Annotated in this window: 12 protein-coding genes; 5 read left to right on the forward strand and 7 right to left on the reverse strand. The window is 39.6% G+C overall.

All coding sequences use genetic code 11. The annotated features are described in order from the left end of the window. Positions 1-29 precede the first annotated feature (29 nt). The 7 genes from KO495_RS08130 to KO495_RS08160 form a co-directional block, all read right to left on the reverse strand. Positions 30-1,028 carry an SMP-30/gluconolactonase/LRE family protein gene (locus KO495_RS08130; RefSeq protein WP_252738875.1) on the reverse strand — a complete coding sequence of 333 codons (999 nt, stop codon included), beginning with the start codon at positions 1,026-1,028 and terminating at the stop codon, positions 30-32. 109 nt (positions 1,029-1,137) lie between these two features. After that, a complete protein-coding gene (locus KO495_RS08135; protein WP_215979908.1) occupies positions 1,138-3,696 on the reverse strand; it encodes a beta-N-acetylhexosaminidase in 2,559 nt (852 codons plus the stop codon). 52 nt (positions 3,697-3,748) lie between these two features. Beyond that, positions 3,749-5,182, reverse strand: coding sequence for a sodium:solute symporter family protein (locus tag KO495_RS08140; RefSeq protein WP_215979909.1), 1,434 nt, complete (start codon positions 5,180-5,182; stop codon positions 3,749-3,751). Positions 5,183-5,222: 40 nt separating this feature from the next. Next, entirely contained in the window at positions 5,223-5,609 is a 387-nt protein-coding gene (locus tag KO495_RS08145) for a RidA family protein (protein WP_215979910.1), read from the reverse strand. Positions 5,610-5,710: 101 nt separating this feature from the next. Further along, positions 5,711-7,228 (reverse strand): D-aminoacylase, encoded by a 1,518-nt coding sequence (locus tag KO495_RS08150; RefSeq protein WP_354668375.1) that lies wholly within the window; start codon positions 7,226-7,228, stop codon positions 5,711-5,713. A gap of 3 nt (positions 7,229-7,231) precedes the next feature. Continuing rightward, complete coding sequence (locus KO495_RS08155) at positions 7,232-8,116, reverse strand: MurR/RpiR family transcriptional regulator (RefSeq protein WP_215979911.1); 885 nt, start codon at positions 8,114-8,116, stop codon at positions 7,232-7,234. Positions 8,117-8,155: 39 nt separating this feature from the next. Then, positions 8,156-9,388 (reverse strand): amino acid deaminase, encoded by a 1,233-nt coding sequence (locus KO495_RS08160; protein WP_215979912.1) that lies wholly within the window; start codon positions 9,386-9,388, stop codon positions 8,156-8,158. Positions 9,389-9,915: 527 nt separating this feature from the next. Here KO495_RS08160 and KO495_RS08165 point away from each other — a divergent pair. The 5 genes from KO495_RS08165 to KO495_RS08185 all read left to right on the forward strand — a co-directional run bounded on the left by KO495_RS08165 (position 9,916) and on the right by KO495_RS08185 (position 21,145). Further along, entirely contained in the window at positions 9,916-13,191 is a 3,276-nt protein-coding gene (locus KO495_RS08165) for a TonB-dependent receptor (RefSeq protein ID WP_215979913.1), read from the forward strand. 166 nt (positions 13,192-13,357) lie between these two features. After that, on the forward strand, positions 13,358-14,863 hold the full coding sequence (locus tag KO495_RS08170; RefSeq protein WP_215979914.1) for a tryptophan halogenase family protein: 1,506 nt from the start codon (positions 13,358-13,360) through the stop codon (positions 14,861-14,863). Positions 14,864-14,901: 38 nt separating this feature from the next. Continuing rightward, positions 14,902-15,930, forward strand: coding sequence for a cupin-like domain-containing protein (locus tag KO495_RS08175; protein WP_215979915.1), 1,029 nt, complete (start codon positions 14,902-14,904; stop codon positions 15,928-15,930). Between the two features lie 42 nt (positions 15,931-15,972). Further along, positions 15,973-17,478: a tryptophan halogenase family protein gene (locus KO495_RS08180; RefSeq protein ID WP_215979916.1), complete on the forward strand. Its 1,506-nt coding sequence runs from the start codon at positions 15,973-15,975 to the stop codon at positions 17,476-17,478. A gap of 622 nt (positions 17,479-18,100) precedes the next feature. Next, positions 18,101-21,145 (forward strand): TonB-dependent receptor, encoded by a 3,045-nt coding sequence (locus KO495_RS08185; protein WP_215979917.1) that lies wholly within the window; start codon positions 18,101-18,103, stop codon positions 21,143-21,145. Positions 21,146-21,336: the final 191 nt, after the last annotated feature.

Here is a 21,336-nt window from a genome sequence, read left to right on the forward strand (position 1 = left end):
AACAAGCATAAAAATCACTCAAAGCGAAGTTAGTTGCCAATAAACTCACGCCCTGCAAATTCACTACGAAATGATTCAATGGCGCCGCGTTTTTGCATGGTTACAAATACCGTTTTTCCATCTTTGCCGCCAAAGGCAACATTAGTTGGATGCTGACCGGTTAATTGCACTTCACGTAATAATTCGCCTTGTGGCGAAACAATGGCAATAACGCCTTTGCCATAACGTGCAATATATAAATTACCTTGCTTGTCGGTTCTCATACCATCTAAACCAAAATCATCAAAACTGATTAATAATTTTTTATGTTCAATATCACCTTGTGGCGTTAATGAGTACTGCCATACCTTACGTTGCACACTTTCATTAACATACAGGGTATTGTTATCAGGGCTTACTTCAACGCCATTAGTAGTGCCCATATTCGCTTCAAGTAATACCGCTTCACCTTGTGGTTTATCGCCTTGGCTACTACCCTGAGCTGAATTTGAGGTGTTAATACGCCATAATTGTCCCGAGCCATTTGCCCAATTAGGATCACTAGCAAATAAAATACCATTGGCCATAATGGCAATATCATTAGGTTGATTCATTTGTGCAGAATGGGCATAAACTTGTACTTTTTCGGCCGATACTGAATTATTGGCAAGATCTTGTGCCGCTATTTTTAAGACGTTGTGATTTACATAATCGGCAATATACATATTACCAATGCTATCAAAACGAATACCATTACCCACTGAGCCATTAGGTAACGCAACCAATAGCTCAGCGTTGCTTTGCCCACTAACTTTACCAATAGTACCTTCTTGCTGATAATTGACCGCATATAAAGTGCCATTTTGAGCTACTGCTGGGCCTTCAACGCCTTGCGTAAATACACCATCAGTAATCCAGTCTGTGCTTTGATATAAAGGCACATTATTAACCTGATGAGCTGTTGTTGATGTAGAGTTTTTCGTACAAGCGCTTGCTAGTATTGTCATTGCACATACTAAAGCTACTTTAGTTAAATTATTCTGTTTCATTTAATACTCTCTGCTTTTATCAATAGGGTTTAGGGGCTGTTGACCTTTCAAACTTAAATTTGCAGCTATCTGTTTAGTATTTAAGCAAGGCAGCGCCTCTATGGTGTGATTATTGACAACTTGCCATAAGCTCACGAATAACTGGCGCAGTCGCTAATACTATTTCTTGTTGTTTACTTTGTATTGCTAGTACTTGTTGGTTAATTGCAAGTTGCTGTGATTCGCTTAGTGGTAGACCTTGTTTACACGCAGAAATCACCTGTAACCCCAAATTATTTAAACGTTTAAAGTCTGCCACATAGCCTGATAAATCAGCTAATTTTTCATGTTTTGCTATTAACGCAGCTAATGAAGGTTCGCTTTGCTGCCAAGCTAGTATGCTGCTTTCAATAACACCTAGTGCTGACTTATTACCTTGCTGATAGGCCTGTAATTGGCGCTTTAATGCTAATAAACTAAAGCTCTCAACCGCTAAATAATCGACATATAGGTTTAATGGCGCTTGTTGGTGATATTGATTTTGCTGATATTTTATATGATGACGAGTGTAATACTGCGCTGGCGCTAACACTTGCGAAAATTCAGTTAACACCGCAATATCATTTACAACCTCCTCTGCTGAGGTATTATCATTAAGTAATTGCTGAAAACCATCTTGTTGCTGTTGTTTATGCTGCAAGCCAAGCACGTTAGCAGCATAATCATCGATATAATGTAAGCGTTGATACATATAATTACTGTCTGTTAGGCTTTTAGCTGACCAAAAACGTTCAGCGATAGCAAATAAGCGCGGCCACGCCCGTAAATCAACATTATTTTCATCAATCATTTCAGCCCATAATGTTGCTTCACCACCAAGAATATTCTTCGCTTGCTCATTTGATAATAACGGTAATAAGTTGATTTGATTAACAACCGTTGCTTTTTGACTTGAGGTAGTTTTTGCCACTAAAGGATAATAACTATTACCAACAAAAATCACTCCCTGCAATGCAGCTGAATTAGAGGTATCTAGCTCAAAACGCATAGCACCCATCCAACTATCGTAATTAAAAACAACCTTATTGGCTTTAAACTCACTGAGTGATGAGAGTAAGGTAACTTCTTTATAAAAGTGATCATTTAGCTTTAAATAGGCACTAAAATTTGTTGCGGTGTCACTTTTATCAACACCATTATTATTGTCTGTGATCAGGGTTAACTCACCACGAACGCTACTGCCTTTTAAACGCGGCATGGTAAAAGAAAAAGACTGCCAAGTTTGATGCCCAGTTTTATTTATTTGAGTAGACTTATTAAGCCCTTGGTGATTGGTATAGGCAAGTGGGTCATTGCGGTAGTGATAACTAGTAGGCTGAGGTTGGTCAATATAATAACCTGCAGATAACAACGCTTGATAGCCCTGCCCTGCAATATGATTAATAGATTCTAAACCGCGCCAGGATTGCACCACCACATCTTTAGGAAGGTCTTTGTGGAGTATTTCATCCCAGCCCATCATTTTACGTTGGTGCTTCATTAATATTTTTTGGACTTTACCATTAAAAAAGCGGTGCAAATCCTCGCTATCGTGCAAGCCCTCTTTTACCATTAACGCTTGAATATCAGCATTTTCCTGCCATTGTTTAGGATTAACTTCATCGCCACCAATATGCAAATATGCATCAGGAAATAAAGTGGTAATCTCTTGAACCATTTTATCAACAAACAGATAAACATTTTCATTGCTGACATCTAATAACGGCTCAAAAACTCCCCAGTGGCGCTCCATTTCATAAACTTTTTGTTCTGCCATTAACGCTGGATACGCAACCGCAATTGCAGAAGCATGACCTGGAATGTCAAACTCTGGCACGACACGAATCCCCAAATCACTAGCATACGCAACTACCGATTTAATCTCAGCTTGGCTGTAATATAAGTTATCAGAAGCTAATTGATGCAATTTAGGATAAGCCTTTGATTCAATTCGCCACCCCTGATCATCAGTTAAATGCCAATGAAACACGTTGAGTTTAGCTCCAGCCATGCCGTCTAACTGACGTTTCACAGTAGCAACAGGCATAAAATGACGTGAACTGTCGAGTAAAAACCCGCGCCATTTAAAGCGCGGTTTATCATTAATATTCGCCTGAGTTAATGCTAAAGCATCCGTTTTAGCGTGTACATTATCGGTAATAAATGGCCGTGCGCCATGAGGTAAAGCCGCTAATTGCACTAAAGTTGTTAACCCCTGTAAAGCGCCAAATTCGGAATTAGCATTAAGTAATATTTTCGAGCTATTAATGGTGAGCTGGTAGCTTTCATCATCGCCTAATGCGGGTAATTGATAGGTTTGATTAGCAGAGTGAACTAACACAACAATATCTGCACTTTTCTTTGTGTTGGTAACCTCTAACTTTTGAAAAGCAAAACCATTAATTTTTTTTAAATGCCGATTTAATCGCGCTAACGCCACTTTTTGTCGCTGCTCACTCATACCTTGTATAAAAATTTTAGGGGCAACAGATAAATGATAAAGCCCGTCTTTTATTTCGATTTGCTGCGGACAAGGCATTAACCCTAAACAACTTTCAATAGTAGCCTTTTGAGCGAATGCTGAAAAACACATTACTGTTAAACCCAATTTAAGGGTGATAAGTGGTAAAAAACTAGAGAGACGTCGCACAATAATTCCTATGTATTTTAAAAGTTTTGATATATTAGTGGCTAATAGTTGTCTATCCGCTTTGCTCTATTTCAGCAGCAGTAACGGTGTTATTAACTGGGGTACGCTTATAGGTAAGTAAGGTAACCGTTACACCTGCCAATGTAGCGCAAACAAGTGCTGGTAGTACTGAATTACCAAAAAAACTATTCCAGCTTTCATTAGTACTTACTAAAATAGCGCTGCTCATTCCGGCAATTAACGTAGCAATAGCACCTTGCCAGTTATACTTAGGCCATAAGCGACCTAACAGCCCACAAACACACATGCCAGACATTAGTACCGCAATCATTTGCGTGATATAGGTAATAATATTGTTCGAGAGCATGGCAAACATTAAGGCAATACTAATGGTAATGACCAAACCGAGACGAGAAAAAAGCATCATGCGATCAGCGGCAGGTTTTCTTGAAAAAATCGCTTGATAAATGTCTGTTAACAGTACGCTAACCCCAGCAATAGCGTCTGAACTAGCACTAGAGAGTGTTGCTGATATACCAGCAATAATAATTAATACACCTAAAGCAACCGGCATAACATTTAATGCGATATGAGGAAAAGCATACGCGGCATTTTCTAAATCTGCGGTCATCGCATAAGCACTCATACCGATTAGCGCAGGAATAATAGAGAAGGCTAAATATAAAACGCCCGAATAAATGAAAGACTTACGAATAGTACTAACGTTTTTTCCTGAGTAAATGCGCTGTCTAAAAGACGGCGTTGCTAACACCCCCACCAATACAGCCAATGCGAGCGAAAGTGCAGGTAAAGCGCCCATTTTATCTAAAGCAAACCAACTGGTATTTTCTGTAGGTTGGTTATCAAGCATAGCTTGCCAACCACCAACATAATCAACAGAAAAATAAGCCATTAAAATAAAGCCAACAAACAAAATAAGTGCTTGAATTGAGTCGGTCCATACCACGGCGGTATAACCACCAATAACAACATAAATAGCAAAACTAAGCGCGATAAGTAACTTAGCACTGCTTAGGTCTAAGCCTGTTAGCCATGATAAATACATACCACCGCCAATAATGTGCGCACCTAACCAGCCAATACTTGCGGCATAAATAATAAAAGCAATAATATTTCTTACATAAATATTATTGCCAACATAATAAGCGAGCTCTTCACTCATGGTAGTGAAGTTAAGTTTTCGCACTGGCACAAAAAGCCAAGCAAGTAAGAGAATACCTACCGCTCCCCCTAAACCATAAAGAGCACCTGCCCAGCCATTATGATAAGCAAAACCGACCGCGCCCATTGACGATCCAGTGCCAACCATAGTAGCAACCGTAGTACCTAGCGAAAGAAGTAAAGGAACATTACGGCCTGCTAATAAAAAATCGTCTCCCGATTTTTGCTTACGCGAAACTAACCAGCCAATAGCGATCATCACCAACATGTAAGCGATAAAAGCAATAATAAATAATGTTTCCATACCTGCCCTCTTAACTACTTTATGATTGAGTTATCAAACCTTATGGAGCTTTATAACAAGTCACATCAACTTCAACTTTACAATCAACAACCAAGTCGGCCACTAAACAAATTCGCGCTGGAGGATGTTCACCAAAAAATTCTTTAAAGACTTTATTAAATGATTGGAAATATCGAGAATCAGTCAACACAACCGAAACATGAGTAACATGCTCAAGACCATAGTTAGCCTCGGTCATAATCTCGATACAGTTTTCAATAGCAATACGCGATTGTTCGATAATGCCACCTTCAACCACTTCACCATCTCGCATTGGTGTTTGACCTGAGACCTTTAACCAACCACCCGCTTCAACTGCACGAGAAAAAGGTAAATGTTGTCCACCGGTACCTTTACCGCCTTCAACACCATAACGTTTAATTGTCATTGTTTTTTCCTTACTTATCTGACTTTATTTATAAAAATGGATTTATTTAAATTTATTTACATTCTTGACTATTTTTAGTGCTTATTGTGCTAGCAAACGTGTTAACAAACCTCGTTATGAGTTAGAAAACGCCCTGCACCCTGCATTGAAACGGCGGCATTATTTTCATAACTGAGTTGACCATTAACCCAAACACACTTTATGCCTTTTGAGGTCGCCACAGGATTGGTAAAGCTAGCCACATCTTTAATGGTTTCAGGATCAAATAGCACCAAGTCAGCAAAGTAACCTTCGCGGATAAAACCACGCTGGTTAAGCTTAAATTCGGTTGCCGATAGCCCAGTCATTTTATGAATACCCTGCGCAAGCGCTAATACATTTTCATCACGACAATAATGCCCTAAAACACGTGGAAAAGTTCCCCACAGTCTTGGATGCGGATGAGGATCACAAGGTAAACCGTCTGAGCCAATCATGCTATAAGGTGCCCGCATAATGGTGCGAACATCCTCCTCAAACATACCGTGATAAACAGCGCCAGCGGGTTGTAGTCGCTTAGCCGCCTCAAGTAATGACACTTGCCATTGCTCGGCAATTGCCGCTAAGGTTTGTTGCGCTTTTTCAGGGTGAGGCTCAGACCAGGTAATATAAACTTCAAAGTCTTCAGTAACTTGTGCTAAATCTAAAGTGCTAGAACTCGCATTATAAGGGTAACAATCACAGCTAATATGCTGATTCTGTTGATTACTTTCTATATGGTTAAGTATTTCACCAGCACGCCCCCAGTTATTTTTTCCAGCACACTTTAAGTGTGAGATAACCACCGGCACCTCGGCTTTCTTGCCTACACTAAAAGCTTCATCTAACGCATCAATAATGCCGTCAAATTCGGTACGTAAATGAGTTGAATAAATCGCGCTATAATCACCCAACAGCTGCACTAACGCTTGCACTTCTTCTGTAGGCGCGCAATTAGCATTATGATAGGCCAGCCCTGTACTGAAACCCTTGGCACCTTGCTCTAGCGCGCTGCGCAATAACAGCACCATTTGCTCAATTTCTACAGGTGTTGCTGCGCGATCTAATGAGTCCATCACTTGCGCTCTAAGACTTGTATGCCCCACCAGTGCTGCCACATTAATAAAAGGCTTTATTTGCTTAAATTTAGTGACATACGCTTGTAAATTAGGAAAGCAAAACTCTTCAGGCTTACCAAGTAAATTTATTGGATCAATGGGGGCTTTATCTGACTGATATGGACTAGCGCTAATACCACAGTTACCAACAATAACACTAGTTACCCCTTGGCTAATTTTATTGTGCATTTGAGGATTACGTAACACCTCAAGATCATCATGGGTATGCACATCAATAAAGCCTGGCGCTAATAGTAAACCCTCACCATCAATCAGTGTTGTAGCGTTCCAATGTTTCAGATCACCTATGGCAATAATTTTATCACCTTTAATAGCAACGTCTTGTTGAATACTCTTATAGCCACTGCCATCACACAACTCTGCATTAATAATTAAGGTATCAATAATAATCTCAGTTGAGTGCTTACTTGAGTTATTTAATGGGGCTGCATTATTTGGCACTTCCATTGTTTTTTTGTGCACGTACTAATCCCCTAATGGTAAGCGTTTAAGGTGCTCATTCATGCTATCGTTCCCTGTAGCATGCTGTTCACGGTGCGCATCAAGTTGTACTTTTAATCGGCGCAACTTCTCTCGTGATTTTCGTTGATTTTTCATCGCTAATTCACTGGATAAAATATCAATCGCCGCAAGCATTACATAACGAGAAGCGCTCGGTTTGAATATATAGTCACTTTCTTGTGTCGCTATCGGCAGGTGAAAGTCTGCTAAGTTAGCCAACTCTCCATCAGGGCAAATAGCAACAATAATAGCGCCATACTCTTTCGCTATTTGCGTAGCATGATAAACATCAGGGCTTAAGCCACTAAGTGATAAGCACACCACAACATCATCATTATCAACCGTAGCAGCAGTCATACGCATCATCATCGGATCGCTATGCGCGTTGCTTGGTATGCCTAAACGAAAAAAACGATTTTGACACTCTTGTGCCATCATGCTGCTGCCGCCGCCAACACCAAAAACCAAGGTATGTTTTGCTGCACAGATATGTTGTCCCGCTTGCTCAACCGTTTCATCTTCAATCAATCCAGCGTTTAAAGTTAGAATGTCGTGTATAGATTGATAAACATGAGAAATATCTTTTTTATCAACGGCATCTTCATTAATAAAGCGTTCACCAACGGCTGCCGATTGCGCTAGCTTTAATTTAAGTTCGCGGACATTCGCACAAGTTAAGGTACGTGCTAAACGGGTAATACTGGCGTGACTTACTTTAGCTTTTTCAGCTAATTCATTAATAGGGGCATTGGCCGCATAATTGAGATCGGCCAAAATAAAGCGAGCAACCTTCTCCTCGGCGGGGCTAAAGTGCCCTAGACCGGCTTTAATTCTACTGACTATATCCATTGATTTACTCTATTTTAAAGGTTACTAATAATGGTTTAGCTAAAATAAGGTGGTTATGGTTTTTTCAACTGTGAAGTCTTGGTTTCTAATGCCGATATGTCGCCATTTATCAAATGTTAAACACGGGTGTGAGCTTGAAAAAATCACTAAATCACCCGGTTTTAAGTCACAATCAAGGCTCACTTCCATCATGCAGTGTTGATCCATAATTTTTACAACCTGCCAGCCATTAACTTTGCTTGGTTTATCATTACCTGGTCGGTAACTATATTCTGGTGTCGGTAGGCCCGCGTCAAAAGCAACATCACGTTTACCCAAACCAACAATCACCAACCCCGGCTCAGGGATTGAATGAACATAAGCCCATAACTCAAGGCTAGAAATCAAATCGCCAGCAATATCACAGGCTAATTGACTACGTGCTACAATAGCATTTTGTGCTTCTTGATATATACCAGTGTCATGAATAAGATAACAACCAGGACGAATAACAACGGTAAAGTCAGAGGTTAAAGGCAATAATTCTTTAGCGACTACGTCATACCAAGCTGAACCTGCGCCGGTTAAAATAACCTCTGGCAGTGCAAATTTTTGTTGGGCAAGTAGGCGCTGTGCCAGTACTTTTACTTCATCAATAAATTGGCAAACTTGTTGATAAGAGTTGTCACCATGAATTACCCCTTCATAAAAGCTTAACCCTGTTAATTTCAAGCTACTACTTTGAGTGATTACATCCACTAAGCTATCAATATTAACAATATCACGCCAACCACAGCGCCCACCTTTAACACCCAGTTCAAGTAGAATATTCAAGGTAACACCACGACTTGAGAAATAATCATCAAGCGCTTTTGCGTTATCAATAGAGTCAACAAAACAATAAAGCTCAATATCTGTATCAATGATTAAGTCTGCAATGAGTTTAAAGTGATATAAACCAATAAGTTGATTCGCTAACATAATACGCTTAACGCCACTATTATAAGCATTAACCACTTGCGGGACAGTCGCCAGGGTAATCCCCCAACAGCCTTGCGCTAGTTGTAGCTGGAACAACTCAGGCGACATTGAGGTTTTGCCATGGGGCGCTAACTTTACCGCGGAGTCATCACTAAAACGCTGCATCCAGCGGGCATTATTAGTTAATGCTTGCTCATTTAACACCGCAGTAGGGAAGCTCACCTCTTCGGCAAGTAAGTTCCAATTTTTTTGTGCATTATTAGTAACGCCGCTGCCTTTTTCTACCACAGCTTTTGTAAAGCTATTTTTCATACCTTAGACCTATTCGCCTTGCTTACTTACCTATGCTCACTTACCTAGAAAGATATATCAACGAACAATATCATAATGGTCAATTAACAACCAAAAATGTAAATATATGTTGATTTTTACCACATACTAATGTTAAAAAGTAACAAGTTCAATACTTAATGATTGTTATTTTATAACCTTACGTATCAAAAAGACAATAACGTATAATAAGTTAATTTAAGTGAATAATAATTCATTGTGATATGGTGACTATATACCTAAACAGTGGGGCGGCTTAGGTAAATGTACATTAGTAATATATGCCATATTATTTCTGTACATATTAAGGAGAGCCTTTATAAAAAACCTAATTATCAATATGTTAATTGGATTTAATATCAACTTTAATACATAGGTGTTCTTTATAGGGAGAGAATATTCACTTAATTAATAGAGTTGCTATGACAGGCGTAACAAGAAAAAAATAAATAAAACCTAAGGCTATATAAAGAGCCAAATATTAAAATAATAAATATTGAGGGTATACAATGTCGAGCAAGTTTGAGAGAAAACGCTTAGCAATCGCCATATCAGCGGCCGTTGCTTATTCGGTATCAACAGCAGCTTTTGCTGCTGATGACGTCAATAAAAAAGAAGTTAAAGATGAAGATCTTGAAGTAATACAAGTCGTCGGTATGCGTAATAGTATTAATAGTGCGCAAAACCTAAAACGCCATGCTGACACCGTTAAAGATGTAATTACCGCTGCAGACATTGGTGCATTACCTGATGTATCAGTAACAGAAGCCTTGCAACGCTTACCTGGTGTGACTATCGAGCGCTTTGCATCATCAAGCGATCCTAAGCACTTTGCTGATGAAGGTACCGGTGTACTAATACGTGGTTTAGACCGTGTTCGTAGTGAGGTAAATGGTCGCGATTCATTTAGTGCAAACCCACATGGTGGTTTAAGTTATGAAGATTTCCCAGCAGAATTACTAGGTGCGGTAGAAGTTGTTAAAAACCAAACCGCTGATCTTATTTCTGGCGGTATCGCTGGTACTGTTAACTTAGTAACCCGTAAAGCGTTTGACTCTGAAGAGCCTGTTTTTGCTTTTACAGCAAAAGCAAACTACGGTGATTACCGTGAAGAAGTCACACCATCATTTAGTGCTCTTTTCTCAGATAGTTGGGATACTGATGCTGGTAAATTTGGGGTATTAGTTGCTGGCTCATATTCAGAACACAAAAGTCGTGGTGACGGCTTTGGTTTAGGTAACTTCCATAGTCGCGGTCCTGCCGATACTTTTTCATACGATGAGTGGGGTACACCAAGCCCAGGCGTAATCGCAGGGCAATATTCTAACCCTTGTATTCCAGGCGCTTCAGATTGGCGTGCTTGTGGTGCCGACTTGGGCGATACCGTTCAATATTCAGAGCAAGATGCTGCAAACTATACTGCGCCGTTTGAAGCACAGGAACTTGAAGGTCAACCTGAAGGTTCAACTTGGTATGCGCCAGCAAGTTACACTATGACCAGTGCGGAAAATGATCGTAAGCGTCAAGGTTTAACCGCCTCTTTGCAATGGCAAAGTAATGACGAACGTATTACCGCAACCTTAGAACACATAAGCTCAGAAGCCTCATTAGAGTGGCGAGAGCATGTTATTGCCTCAGGTGACCGTGGTTTCTTATCTTATGCACCTAATGGTATACAATGGTTTGATGGCTATGAAGGGAATAATCAAGATTACCCATTAACGGTTGATAGCAACGGCTATGTAACCTCTGGTGTTGGTCGTGGTACTAGCCCTGATTTACCACTGCAATTCCGCTCACGTTACAACTATAATGAAAGTACGGTTGATGACACTTCATTAAATGTAGTATTTAAAGCGACCGATCGTTTAACCGTTGCGTTTGATTATCAACATATTGATTCTGAACAAATTGTTCACAATAACTCACTAACTTCACGTATCAATGGTAACCAAACTAGTGAGCATGCTCCATTCTTCCTAGATTTACGCGGTGATACCCCAACTTTAGAATATTTAAATTCGAATACGTCTATGCCACCAGACGTGGATGCTGATACCAACCCTATTCTACGATTAGCAAGTGGTATGCAACAAGAAGAGCATAACGAAGCAAGTTCTGACGCGATTAAGTTAGACTTTGAATATGCCCTTGATGGTGCTTTTACCGCAATTAAAGCCGGTGTTTACTATTCAGAAAAAGAACTTACCGTTCGTGATACTGATTATGAAGGCTGGCAAGCGCTAGGCACTCCGTGGAATGCTCAAGCTTCTTACAATGCTTCGCCGCAAGTAGAGCCTGGTTTATTCGATCGTATTAGTTTTGCTGACCATTACAAAGGCGATAGTTTAGTTGGTGCTAATAATAGCTTCTTATTCCCACGTATGGACTTAGCACAGAACTACGCTCAAACACTTCGAGATGGTTGTGGTACATGGAGCGCTAACGGTAATGCAATGGACGGTAGTGGCGGTTGTGCATTAGCTTATGCCGACGTAGGTGATCGCGTATTTAGTCACTTTGCTCCTCGTCATATTAGCTCAAGTGAAACTCAACGTACTGAGTTCTACGTACGTGGTGATTTTGATTTCGACATAAGCGATATTATTATTAAAGGTAATGTTGGTCTACGTTATGTTGACTATCAACTACAATCAACTGGTGGTATTAATACACCAGCCACTGCTCGTCGCGGCACAAGTGAAAGTGATTCACTTTACCAAGTAATGCTAAATGACTACCCAAGTATTTTCGCATTGGCTTCAGGTGAAAGCTTCGCTAGCACGGTTGATGGAACTGATTACACTACAATACTACCAAGCTTAAACTTAAGTTTTGGTCTTACTGATGAGTTAATTGTTCGATTTGGCGCTTCAAAAGGGCTTTACTACCCAAGCCTAGTCGACTCAGCTAACAAAATGAACATTAGTTTAGATTACCAAGAAGTACTATTAGACCCTTCTCAAGGTAAAGATGAAGCGACTAACCCAACGGTTGATCTTAGAAACATTGAAATCAGCGCTAATGCACGTAATGCGTTTTTAGAGCCTGAAGAGTCAATAAACCTAGATTTAACAACCGAATGGTACTTTGCCGATGCTGGCTCTGTAACAGTTGGCTTGTTCCACAAAAAGCTTTCAAACATTATTCGTAACAAGCAATTTTCTACCGAAGTTGAAGTCGATGGTACCACTTACCCAGTATCAGCTTACGGCCCTGATAACACAGGATCGGGCACAATTCGTGGTGTAGAACTTGCTTATAGTCAGTTCTACGATATGTTACCTGGCGTATTTAGTGGTTTAGGCATGCAGTTTAACTATACCTATATTGATCAAAATGGTTTAGAAGATCCAAATACTTCACCTGCTGAGCAGCTACAATACAATGGTGCTGGTGTGCCAGTTACCGACAATCGTAACTCGTTCCGCCAGTTTACTAACTTACCATTACAAGGGTATTCTGATCAGAACTTCAACATTGTCGGCATGTATGAAAAATACGACTTCTCACTTCGCCTAGCTTACACATGGCGCTCTGAGTATCTATTAACTTTACGTGAGTCTGAAGAGTTCGTCCCTGCTTACTCTGAAGCGCAAGGCATGATGGATGCTAGTCTTTTCTACAACATTACCGATAATGTCAAAATTGGCCTAACGGTAAATAATGTTTTAGATTCAGACACTAAAACTAAATATCAACAAAATCAGGAAGGGACATTAACCGATGCCTTTACCTTTACGACAGACCGTCGTTACTCGTTGAGTCTTAGCGCTGTTTTCTAGTAGCTAAAAAAGTAGAAAAGGTAATATAAACGGCGCTGTAGCAATGCAGCGTCGTTTATTTACTTTAGGGGCTGTAGAAAGTAATCTCGAAATATCAACGCCACTAATACAAGCTCACAAACCCACGAGAAAATAATATAACACTTATTATAAATACGGCCTTATTATGCAAAACGCTTTAAAATCTATCTGTATTGTTGGTGGCGGTACCGCCGGCTGGATGGCAGCAACACTCCTTTCAAGTGCTTTAAGAGGCAGTAAAATTCAAATTACTGTCGTGGAGTCACCTGATATTGCGACCATAGGTGTAGGTGAGTCTACCGTACCTTCAATGATGGACTTTATACAAGCAAGTCAAATTAACTTAAAAGAGTTTATTCAAGCAACTTCTGCTACTTTCAAGTTAGGCATACGCTTTGATGACTGGTTAACCCAAGGCGAAAGCTATTTTCACCCTTTTGGTAAAGTGGGCAAAGACATCAACGGTTTTGAGTTTTATCAAGCCTGGTTGAAATCACTTGCTGATGGAGAAAAATCACGCTGGCTTGACTTTTCTCCAAGCGCTATCATGGCTGAAAACGAACGTTTTATGTTACGCCCCGCAAAGCATGATAACTGGGTACTATCAAGTTATGCCCATGCGCTACATTTAGATGCCGTAAAAGTTGCTCACTATTTACGTGATCTTTGCCATAAACGCGGAGTTACTCGTATTGAAGCCACAGTGAAAAACGTTAATCTAGATGAAAAGGATTTTATAAAAAGTGTTGAACTTGACAATGACACAAGCCTTACCAGTGATTTTTTTATCGACTGCACTGGCTTTCACGGACTATTAATTGAAAAGTCATTACAAGTTGGCTTTGAAGACTGGTCGCATTATTTACCTTGTAATCGCGCTGTTGCAGTACAAACTGAACAAGTAAATAACCCCGTTCCTTATACAATAGCAACCGCACAAAAAGCGGGTTGGTCTTGGAGCATTCCTTTACAGCATAGGGTGGGTAATGGTTATGTTTTTGCTAGCCAGTTCTGTAGTGACGAACAAGCAATGGAAACCTTACTTAAGCAAATCAAAGGGAAAATGCTAAATGAACCTAGAGTTATTCCGTTTACAACCGGAAGACGGAAAAAAATATGGCACAATAACTGTTTAGCTTTAGGGTTAGCAGGTGGATTTTTAGAGCCCTTAGAGTCAACGGCTATTCATTTAGTTTATAAATCGCTGGTCCATTTTATCAAGCACTTCCCTGATAGCGACTTTGATGCTTATAACGAGCAAGCCTTTAACGACAACATTAATACCGATTACCAAGAAATTCGAGATTTTATTATTTTACATTATTGCACTTCGGGTCGTGACGATAGTGATTTTTGGCAATGGTGCCAAACCATGCCTGTTCCTAAGTCGCTGAACGAGAAAATACGTAAGTTTCGAGAACGTGGTCAATTAGATCATACATTAGGCCAGTTTTTTACAAATGACAGTTGGTGTTCTATTTTAGAAGGAATGAAAATTCGTCCTAAAAAATACCACCCGCTATTAGATGCGTTTCATCAGCAAGACCTAACCAATACATTAACTAAAAATATTAATGATATTCGTGCTACGGTAAAACAAATGCCTAATCACCACGAATATATTCAAACGCATTGCCAAGCGTGTAATTAATTAAAAAGTAAGATTATGAAAGGTGTCAATAAAAGTAAATGACCGTATATAAAAGCATTTCAGAGTACAACCTACATAGTGCAACATTAAGTGCCGCACAGTTTTTTCAAGAAGTTGCCCCTGCGCAAAAGCCTATCGTCATCCGTGGGTTTGTTAAAAACTGGCCATTAGTGGCTGCAGCTCAAAAATCACCTAACGCTTTTGTCGATTATTTAAATCAGTTTTATCAAGGGACAAAAGCCAAAATGCTCGTAGCTCCCCCCGCGGCTAACAAGCGCTTTTATTATAACGAAGAGATGACCGATGTTAACTATTTAAGTGGCGAAGAGCGTGTTGATCTTTTTCTAGGACGTTTACTTGAACTAATTGATCGCGAGACTTACCCTGCCATTTCTATGCAAAATGCACGCACTAGCGATATTTTACCTGGCTTAGTTCAGGATAATCAGTCTGACTTCTTTCCTCACATTGAACCACGCTTATGGGTTGGTAATGAAGGCATTGTTAGCGCTCATTATGATGGCTCCGATAATATCGCGTGTGTTGTTGCAGGTCGCAGACGCTTTATACTTTTTCCACCCGAGCAAACAGCGAATTTATACCCTGGTTCACTCAACTTTACCCCTGCTGGAGCCCCAACAAGCTTAGTTAACTTTGCACAGCCTGATTATGAGCGTTATCCATTATTTAAACAGGCACAAGCCGCCGCATATAGCGCAGAGTTAGCCCCTGGTGACGCTATTTTCATTCCTATGCTTTGGTGGCACCACGTTGAATCTTTATCAAAAGTAAATGCGTTAATGAATTACTGGTGGAATGGTTCTTCCGCGCCAAATGCAATATCTCCTAGCCCTATTGATAGTTTAAATATAGCATTACTTGCTATGCGAGATTTGAGCCCTAAACAGCGCGATGCTTGGCGCTGCATGTTCGATCATTACTTGTTCAAACAAGGTGTCGATCCAGCTTCTTATATTCCTGAACATCAGCATCATTTACTCGGCGATTTATCCCCTGAATATATTACAGCGGTTAAAGAATACTTCGTTACCAAGCTTAAACAGTAATTCCTCAAAGTACTTAAAATAATAAAGAATGAGCATAAAACAATGTTAAATAATGACGGCAAGCCAAAAAAAATAGTAATTGTAGGTGGTGGTACTGCAGGTTGGATGGCAGCCAACTTACTCGCTTCTCGGTGGAAAAACACTGAAATTTGTTTAGTTGAATCCGAACAAATAGGCATTATTGGCGTGGGTGAAGGCAGTACACCGCATTTAAAATTATTTTTTGATGCCATAGGCGTTACTGACTCACAATGGATGCCCCATTGTAATGCCACCTACAAAAATGGTATTACTTTTGATAAGTGGTCAAACATTAAAGGTTTTGAGTCTTACTTTCATCCCTTTGCCGCACAAACTGACGATATGTTAACCGTACCGATTTTTTTCAAAAATATTCAAGCAAAAATGCAGGGCTATGATGTTAACGCACATCCTGATAGTTATTTTTTAGAGACCTATTTATCGAAAAATAACTTAGGGCCTTTACCTGCTGAAAGTTTCCCTTTTGGTATTGCTTACGGCTATCACTTTGATTCTGCACTGTTAGGGAAGTTCTTAGCTAAACATGCGCAAAGTCTAGGTGTAAAAAAAATCGTCAGTACTGTTAGTGACGTATTAGTACATAACGACGGTAATTTAAATGCAGTAAAGCTAAGTGATCAAACCTTACTTGAAGCCGACTTTTTCTTAGATTGTTCTGGTTTTAATTCGTTATTAATGCAAAAAACCTTAAAAGTTAACTATCAAAGCTTTAAAGATAATTTATTCAATGACTCTGCTGTTGTTATGCCCAGTGAAATATCATCAATACTGCCAGTAGAAACCAAAGCCACCGCACTTACTAACGGTTGGGCTTGGCAAATACCGTTACAAAACCGTTTTGGCAATGGTTATGTTTATAGCAGTGATTATATCAATGCCGATCAAGCTGAAACGGAACTGAGAGATCATTTAGGTTTATTAGATAGCGATGTCGAAGCAAGACATTTGAAAATGAAAGTAGGTAGGGTTGAAAAGCATTGGCATAAAAACTGTTTAGCGGTTGGGCTATCACAAGGTTTTATCGAGCCTTTAGAGGCAACAGCAATAGCACTTTCCTTTAATACCGTTTCGCAATTTATGCTTCACTATCAAGAGGGTGAAGGTACTAATAAATTTGAATCAGCATTTAATCAAGATATAAACTCAAGGTTTGATGGCATTAGAGACTATGTGGTTTGCCACTACAAAGCCAACCAACGCCTTGATACTGATTATTGGCGAGATAATGCCAAAAATAGCAACATATCAGAGACGTTAGGTCGAATATTATACCTGTGGACCAATAGTCAAAATTTCGCTGACGATATGATTAAATATAAACTAATGGGCAGCTACCAGCCTAAGTCATGGGCTTGTATGTTGGCTGGTTATGGTGTATTCCCGCAGACAAGTACAAGTCAAACAATTGATTATACAGCGCATCACCAAGAAATGGCTGGTTTGGGTGACTTCATTCGCCGTTGTGGCTTAAACTTTAACGCTCATAACAGCTTACTAACGCCCTAAGAATAACGCCCTAAGAAATAAGATAACTTTTCGCACCTTCGATAAAACGTACATATTATCGAAGGTGCCTCACATAGCTTTTCCTGCACAACCTCACTTCTCATATTTTCTTATCGTTAACGGTTATAAGTTAAACATAATGATTTATTAATAAACAAAAAAAATGGTTGCTTTCCTCTCTCCTAGAATGTTACAAATTAACAACCTACACGGAAGTAAGTGTTAATTTGTAACTTAAGTGGCAAATAATCATTCCTAAAATGTGGGTTGAAAGTGGATTGATAGTTAATTTATTAACTATTAATCATAGAGTTAATGCTTTTAACAAATTCATGCCTCGCCCTTACACACACTGCTTGCTTGAATATTAACGCATTTAACTTCTTTGAATAAAATCACTTTCTCTTATTGGTATTTACCTGTATGCAGGTACTTTTTTGTTCATAAATTGCAACGTGTATTTATAAAAATGACAGCGTTCGACATTTAAATGAAAAAGCAGTAGAAAAGTACCTGAATGCATTTGAAAAGTACCACTATTGTTTTAAATACCAGAGAAAATTGAACTGAAAACGTACTAACTCTAATTATAAATAATAAAAAACATGTTAAGGGTCCTATTGTGTCAAATATAAAATTTAAAAAAAGTTTGTTATCAACAAGCATAGCTGTAGTCTTATCTACCAGCGCTGTTCCATATGCAATGGCTGCAGAAGATACCGCTAGCTCAGTAAAAGATGATGTAGAAGTAATACAGGTTTCAGGTATTCGTGGTAGTACCAAAGCAAGTATTAACGGCAAACGCTTTGCTACTTCTCAAGTAGACGGTATTGCAGCAGAAGACATTGGTAAATTACCAGATGTTACTATTGCTGACTCATTACAACGTATTACTGGTGTTCAAGTTGAACGTACCGCTGGTGAAGGCGGTCCTGTTGCAATTCGTGGTTTACCTCAAATTGGTTCAACCCTAAATGGTGAAGTATTTTTAAGTGCAACGACCATTGATTCATCGGGTGCCGACTTTGGTGATTTACCATCACAATTATTCTCAGGTGTAGATGTGTATAAATCATCTGAAGCTGCACGCACTGCTGGCGGTATTTCAGGCTCTATAGATTTACACACGCGTCGTCCTTTCGATATGGATAGCGGTTGGACATTTAACGCTGGTGCTGACGTAACTCGTGGCTCTATTAGTCAAGAAAGTGATCCAAACCTAAATGGTTTAGTAAGTTATAACTCGGATCGTTTTGGTGTGTTATTTTCTGCAGTAACACAAGAAGTTACTTTAGCGACTGACTATAACGGCTATTTCGATACCTCTGAAAATGGTGGCATTGGCGCAGCAAACAACAACTTTACTTGGGGTCCAAACCCACAAGGTAACACTACTCGTCATGTAGTACCGCAAGGTTTTTCTGCCTTTAACAAAGAAGAGACTCGTGAGCGTCAAGGTTACCAGTTATCTTTACAAGCGGACTTAGGTGAAGGTTTCGAGCTAACTTTTGATGCATTTTACACAGATCAGCAACGCTTCAATAATCGTCAAGGTTTCTCACAAAATAACCGTTGGAACTCATTTAATGACTACGCTTACCCTGTTGATGGGGATAGCTGGACAGGCGATACCTTTACTGATAAAAATGGCGATTTATGGGGTGGGGTTAATGAATTTGCCTTAAAACCTTACCGTATGCAGACTTTTACTCAAGTTAACGGCAATGAAGAAAAGTCTAAAAACCTTAACCTAGAATTAAACTACAACAATGGTGGTAACTTAACCGGCCAAGTACGTATGACACGTGCTACAGCAACTAAGAAAATGCGTCATGGTTACGGCGAAGGCGATATGTTAAGTATTGACCAAGGCACTTTGGTTACAGGCCCAGGTCAATTTTCACAAGGTGAAAACTGTGGACCTAACGACGTTATTGTTGGCGATCGTGGTGGTTGTTATGCCACATTCGCACCAGGTGGCATTCAAGATGATTCTTTCTTATTACAATACAATGCAGCGAATGGCTCTCCAATATTTAGTGGTTTCGATCAAATGGTTAATGGTGGCCAAGGTATGCAAAGTGTTGCCGATTACATGGGCAATATAGACTCTTACCATATTGGCGCTTTCTCTTCAGAAGGTAACACTGATGATGACGCATCAATTAACACCTTCAGCACCAAGTGGAATTATGCCTTTGATGATATGCCATTTATTACCAGTGTAGATTTTGGTGTACGTTACATGGAACGTGAAGTAGATCATGACCAATTTACCTACACTTCTGAGTTTGGTGATGGTTGTGATATTGCACAGTGGAAAGCGGTTGACCAATACCATACTAATGCTACTTGTGAAGGCAACCCAGCAGCAGGTGAATACTTAACTGCAGATGTTGGTGACCTTGCAGCAGGTACGTGGGTTCCTTACACGCTTTTACCACCAACACGTTTAGACGAACATACAACGGTTAGTCAAATGTCTAACTTTGGTAGTGCACAAGGTATTCCTACCATGTGGGCTATTGATCCAAGTAACTTTAAAAACCCACGCCAGTTCCATTTAGACACGTTCGGCAATGTTCAACGTACTGAAAATGGTGGTGCTACTTATGATGTTGGTTTAGAAGAGTTTAGCTACTTCTTACAAGCTAATTTCGAACAAGGTATTGTAAGTGGTAACTTTGGTTTAAAAGTTATTGAAACTGACTTATACGTTAAGCAAAACTTAACAGGTCCTAATCTACCACACAGTGGTTTAGGTCCAGATGTAGGTGATGCCGTTACGACCAGAGATTATACAGATTACTTACCATCGCTTAACGTTGCTGTAGCCGCAACTGATGATATTATCTTCCGTTTTGCTTACTCTAAAAATGTTGAATCACTAGACCTTGCTAACTGGGGTGGCGGTAAAACCGTAGGTAAAGTTAACAGTGATGATTGTGATTGTTTACGCGTAGTAAACGGTACTCTGACGGGTAACCCGAGTTTAGATCCATGGCGTTCAGAGAACTTCTCATTAACGGCTGAGTGGTATAATGGTGATGCATCTATGATGTTCATTTCTGCCTACAAAATTGATATTGAAAGCTTTACGACTCCAGGTACTGTAATGATCGACGAGCCTGATGATGATGGCATCAGCCGTGGTCCATGGCCTTTTTCAACTCAAGTACAAGGCGATGGCGGTTATGTTAATGGTATTGAAGTCGGAGCAAGAGTCGCTTTTAATGACTTTATGGATATCCCGTTCATTAATAACTTAGGCTTAGATGCTAACTATACTTACAGTGATAGCAGCCAAGGTACAAAAGATGTATCAGGCAACGATATGCCTTTCATTGGTAATTCAAGAGACACTTACAACTTAGTGTTATGGTATGAGCAAGAAGAATTTTCAACGCGTTTTGCCTGGAACTCACGTAGCCCACGCTTAATGACTGAAGGCTCTGATGCTGTTGGCCGTCAAGCATTGTATCAAGATACTTACTCACAACTTGATTTCAACGCCAACTTCCATGTTACTGAAAACGTAGATGTATTTATTAATGGTTCAAACATTTTAGAAGAAGTTCAACAGACTTATTTAGAGTTTTCTTCACAAAAAGCGTTCCGTAATGAATATGAAGCACGTTGGACATTAGGTGCTCGTGTAACATTCTAATTTAACGATTAAATACTATACACTTTAGCGTAACTTTCACAAAATGTGCGGGTTGCGCACTTTAAAAACGCCGCATATTTTGCGGCGTTTTTGTCTAGTTAACCTGAACTTGGTTTAAGAGATATTTAACAAATTGAAATATCAGCAAAAATTACTTTTCTGAACCGATAGCTTGATAGTTTTTCTTTTTT

This window comes from Colwellia sp. D2M02 (assembly GCF_018860755.1).
GTDB lineage: Bacteria > Pseudomonadota > Gammaproteobacteria > Enterobacterales > Alteromonadaceae > Colwellia > Colwellia asteriadis.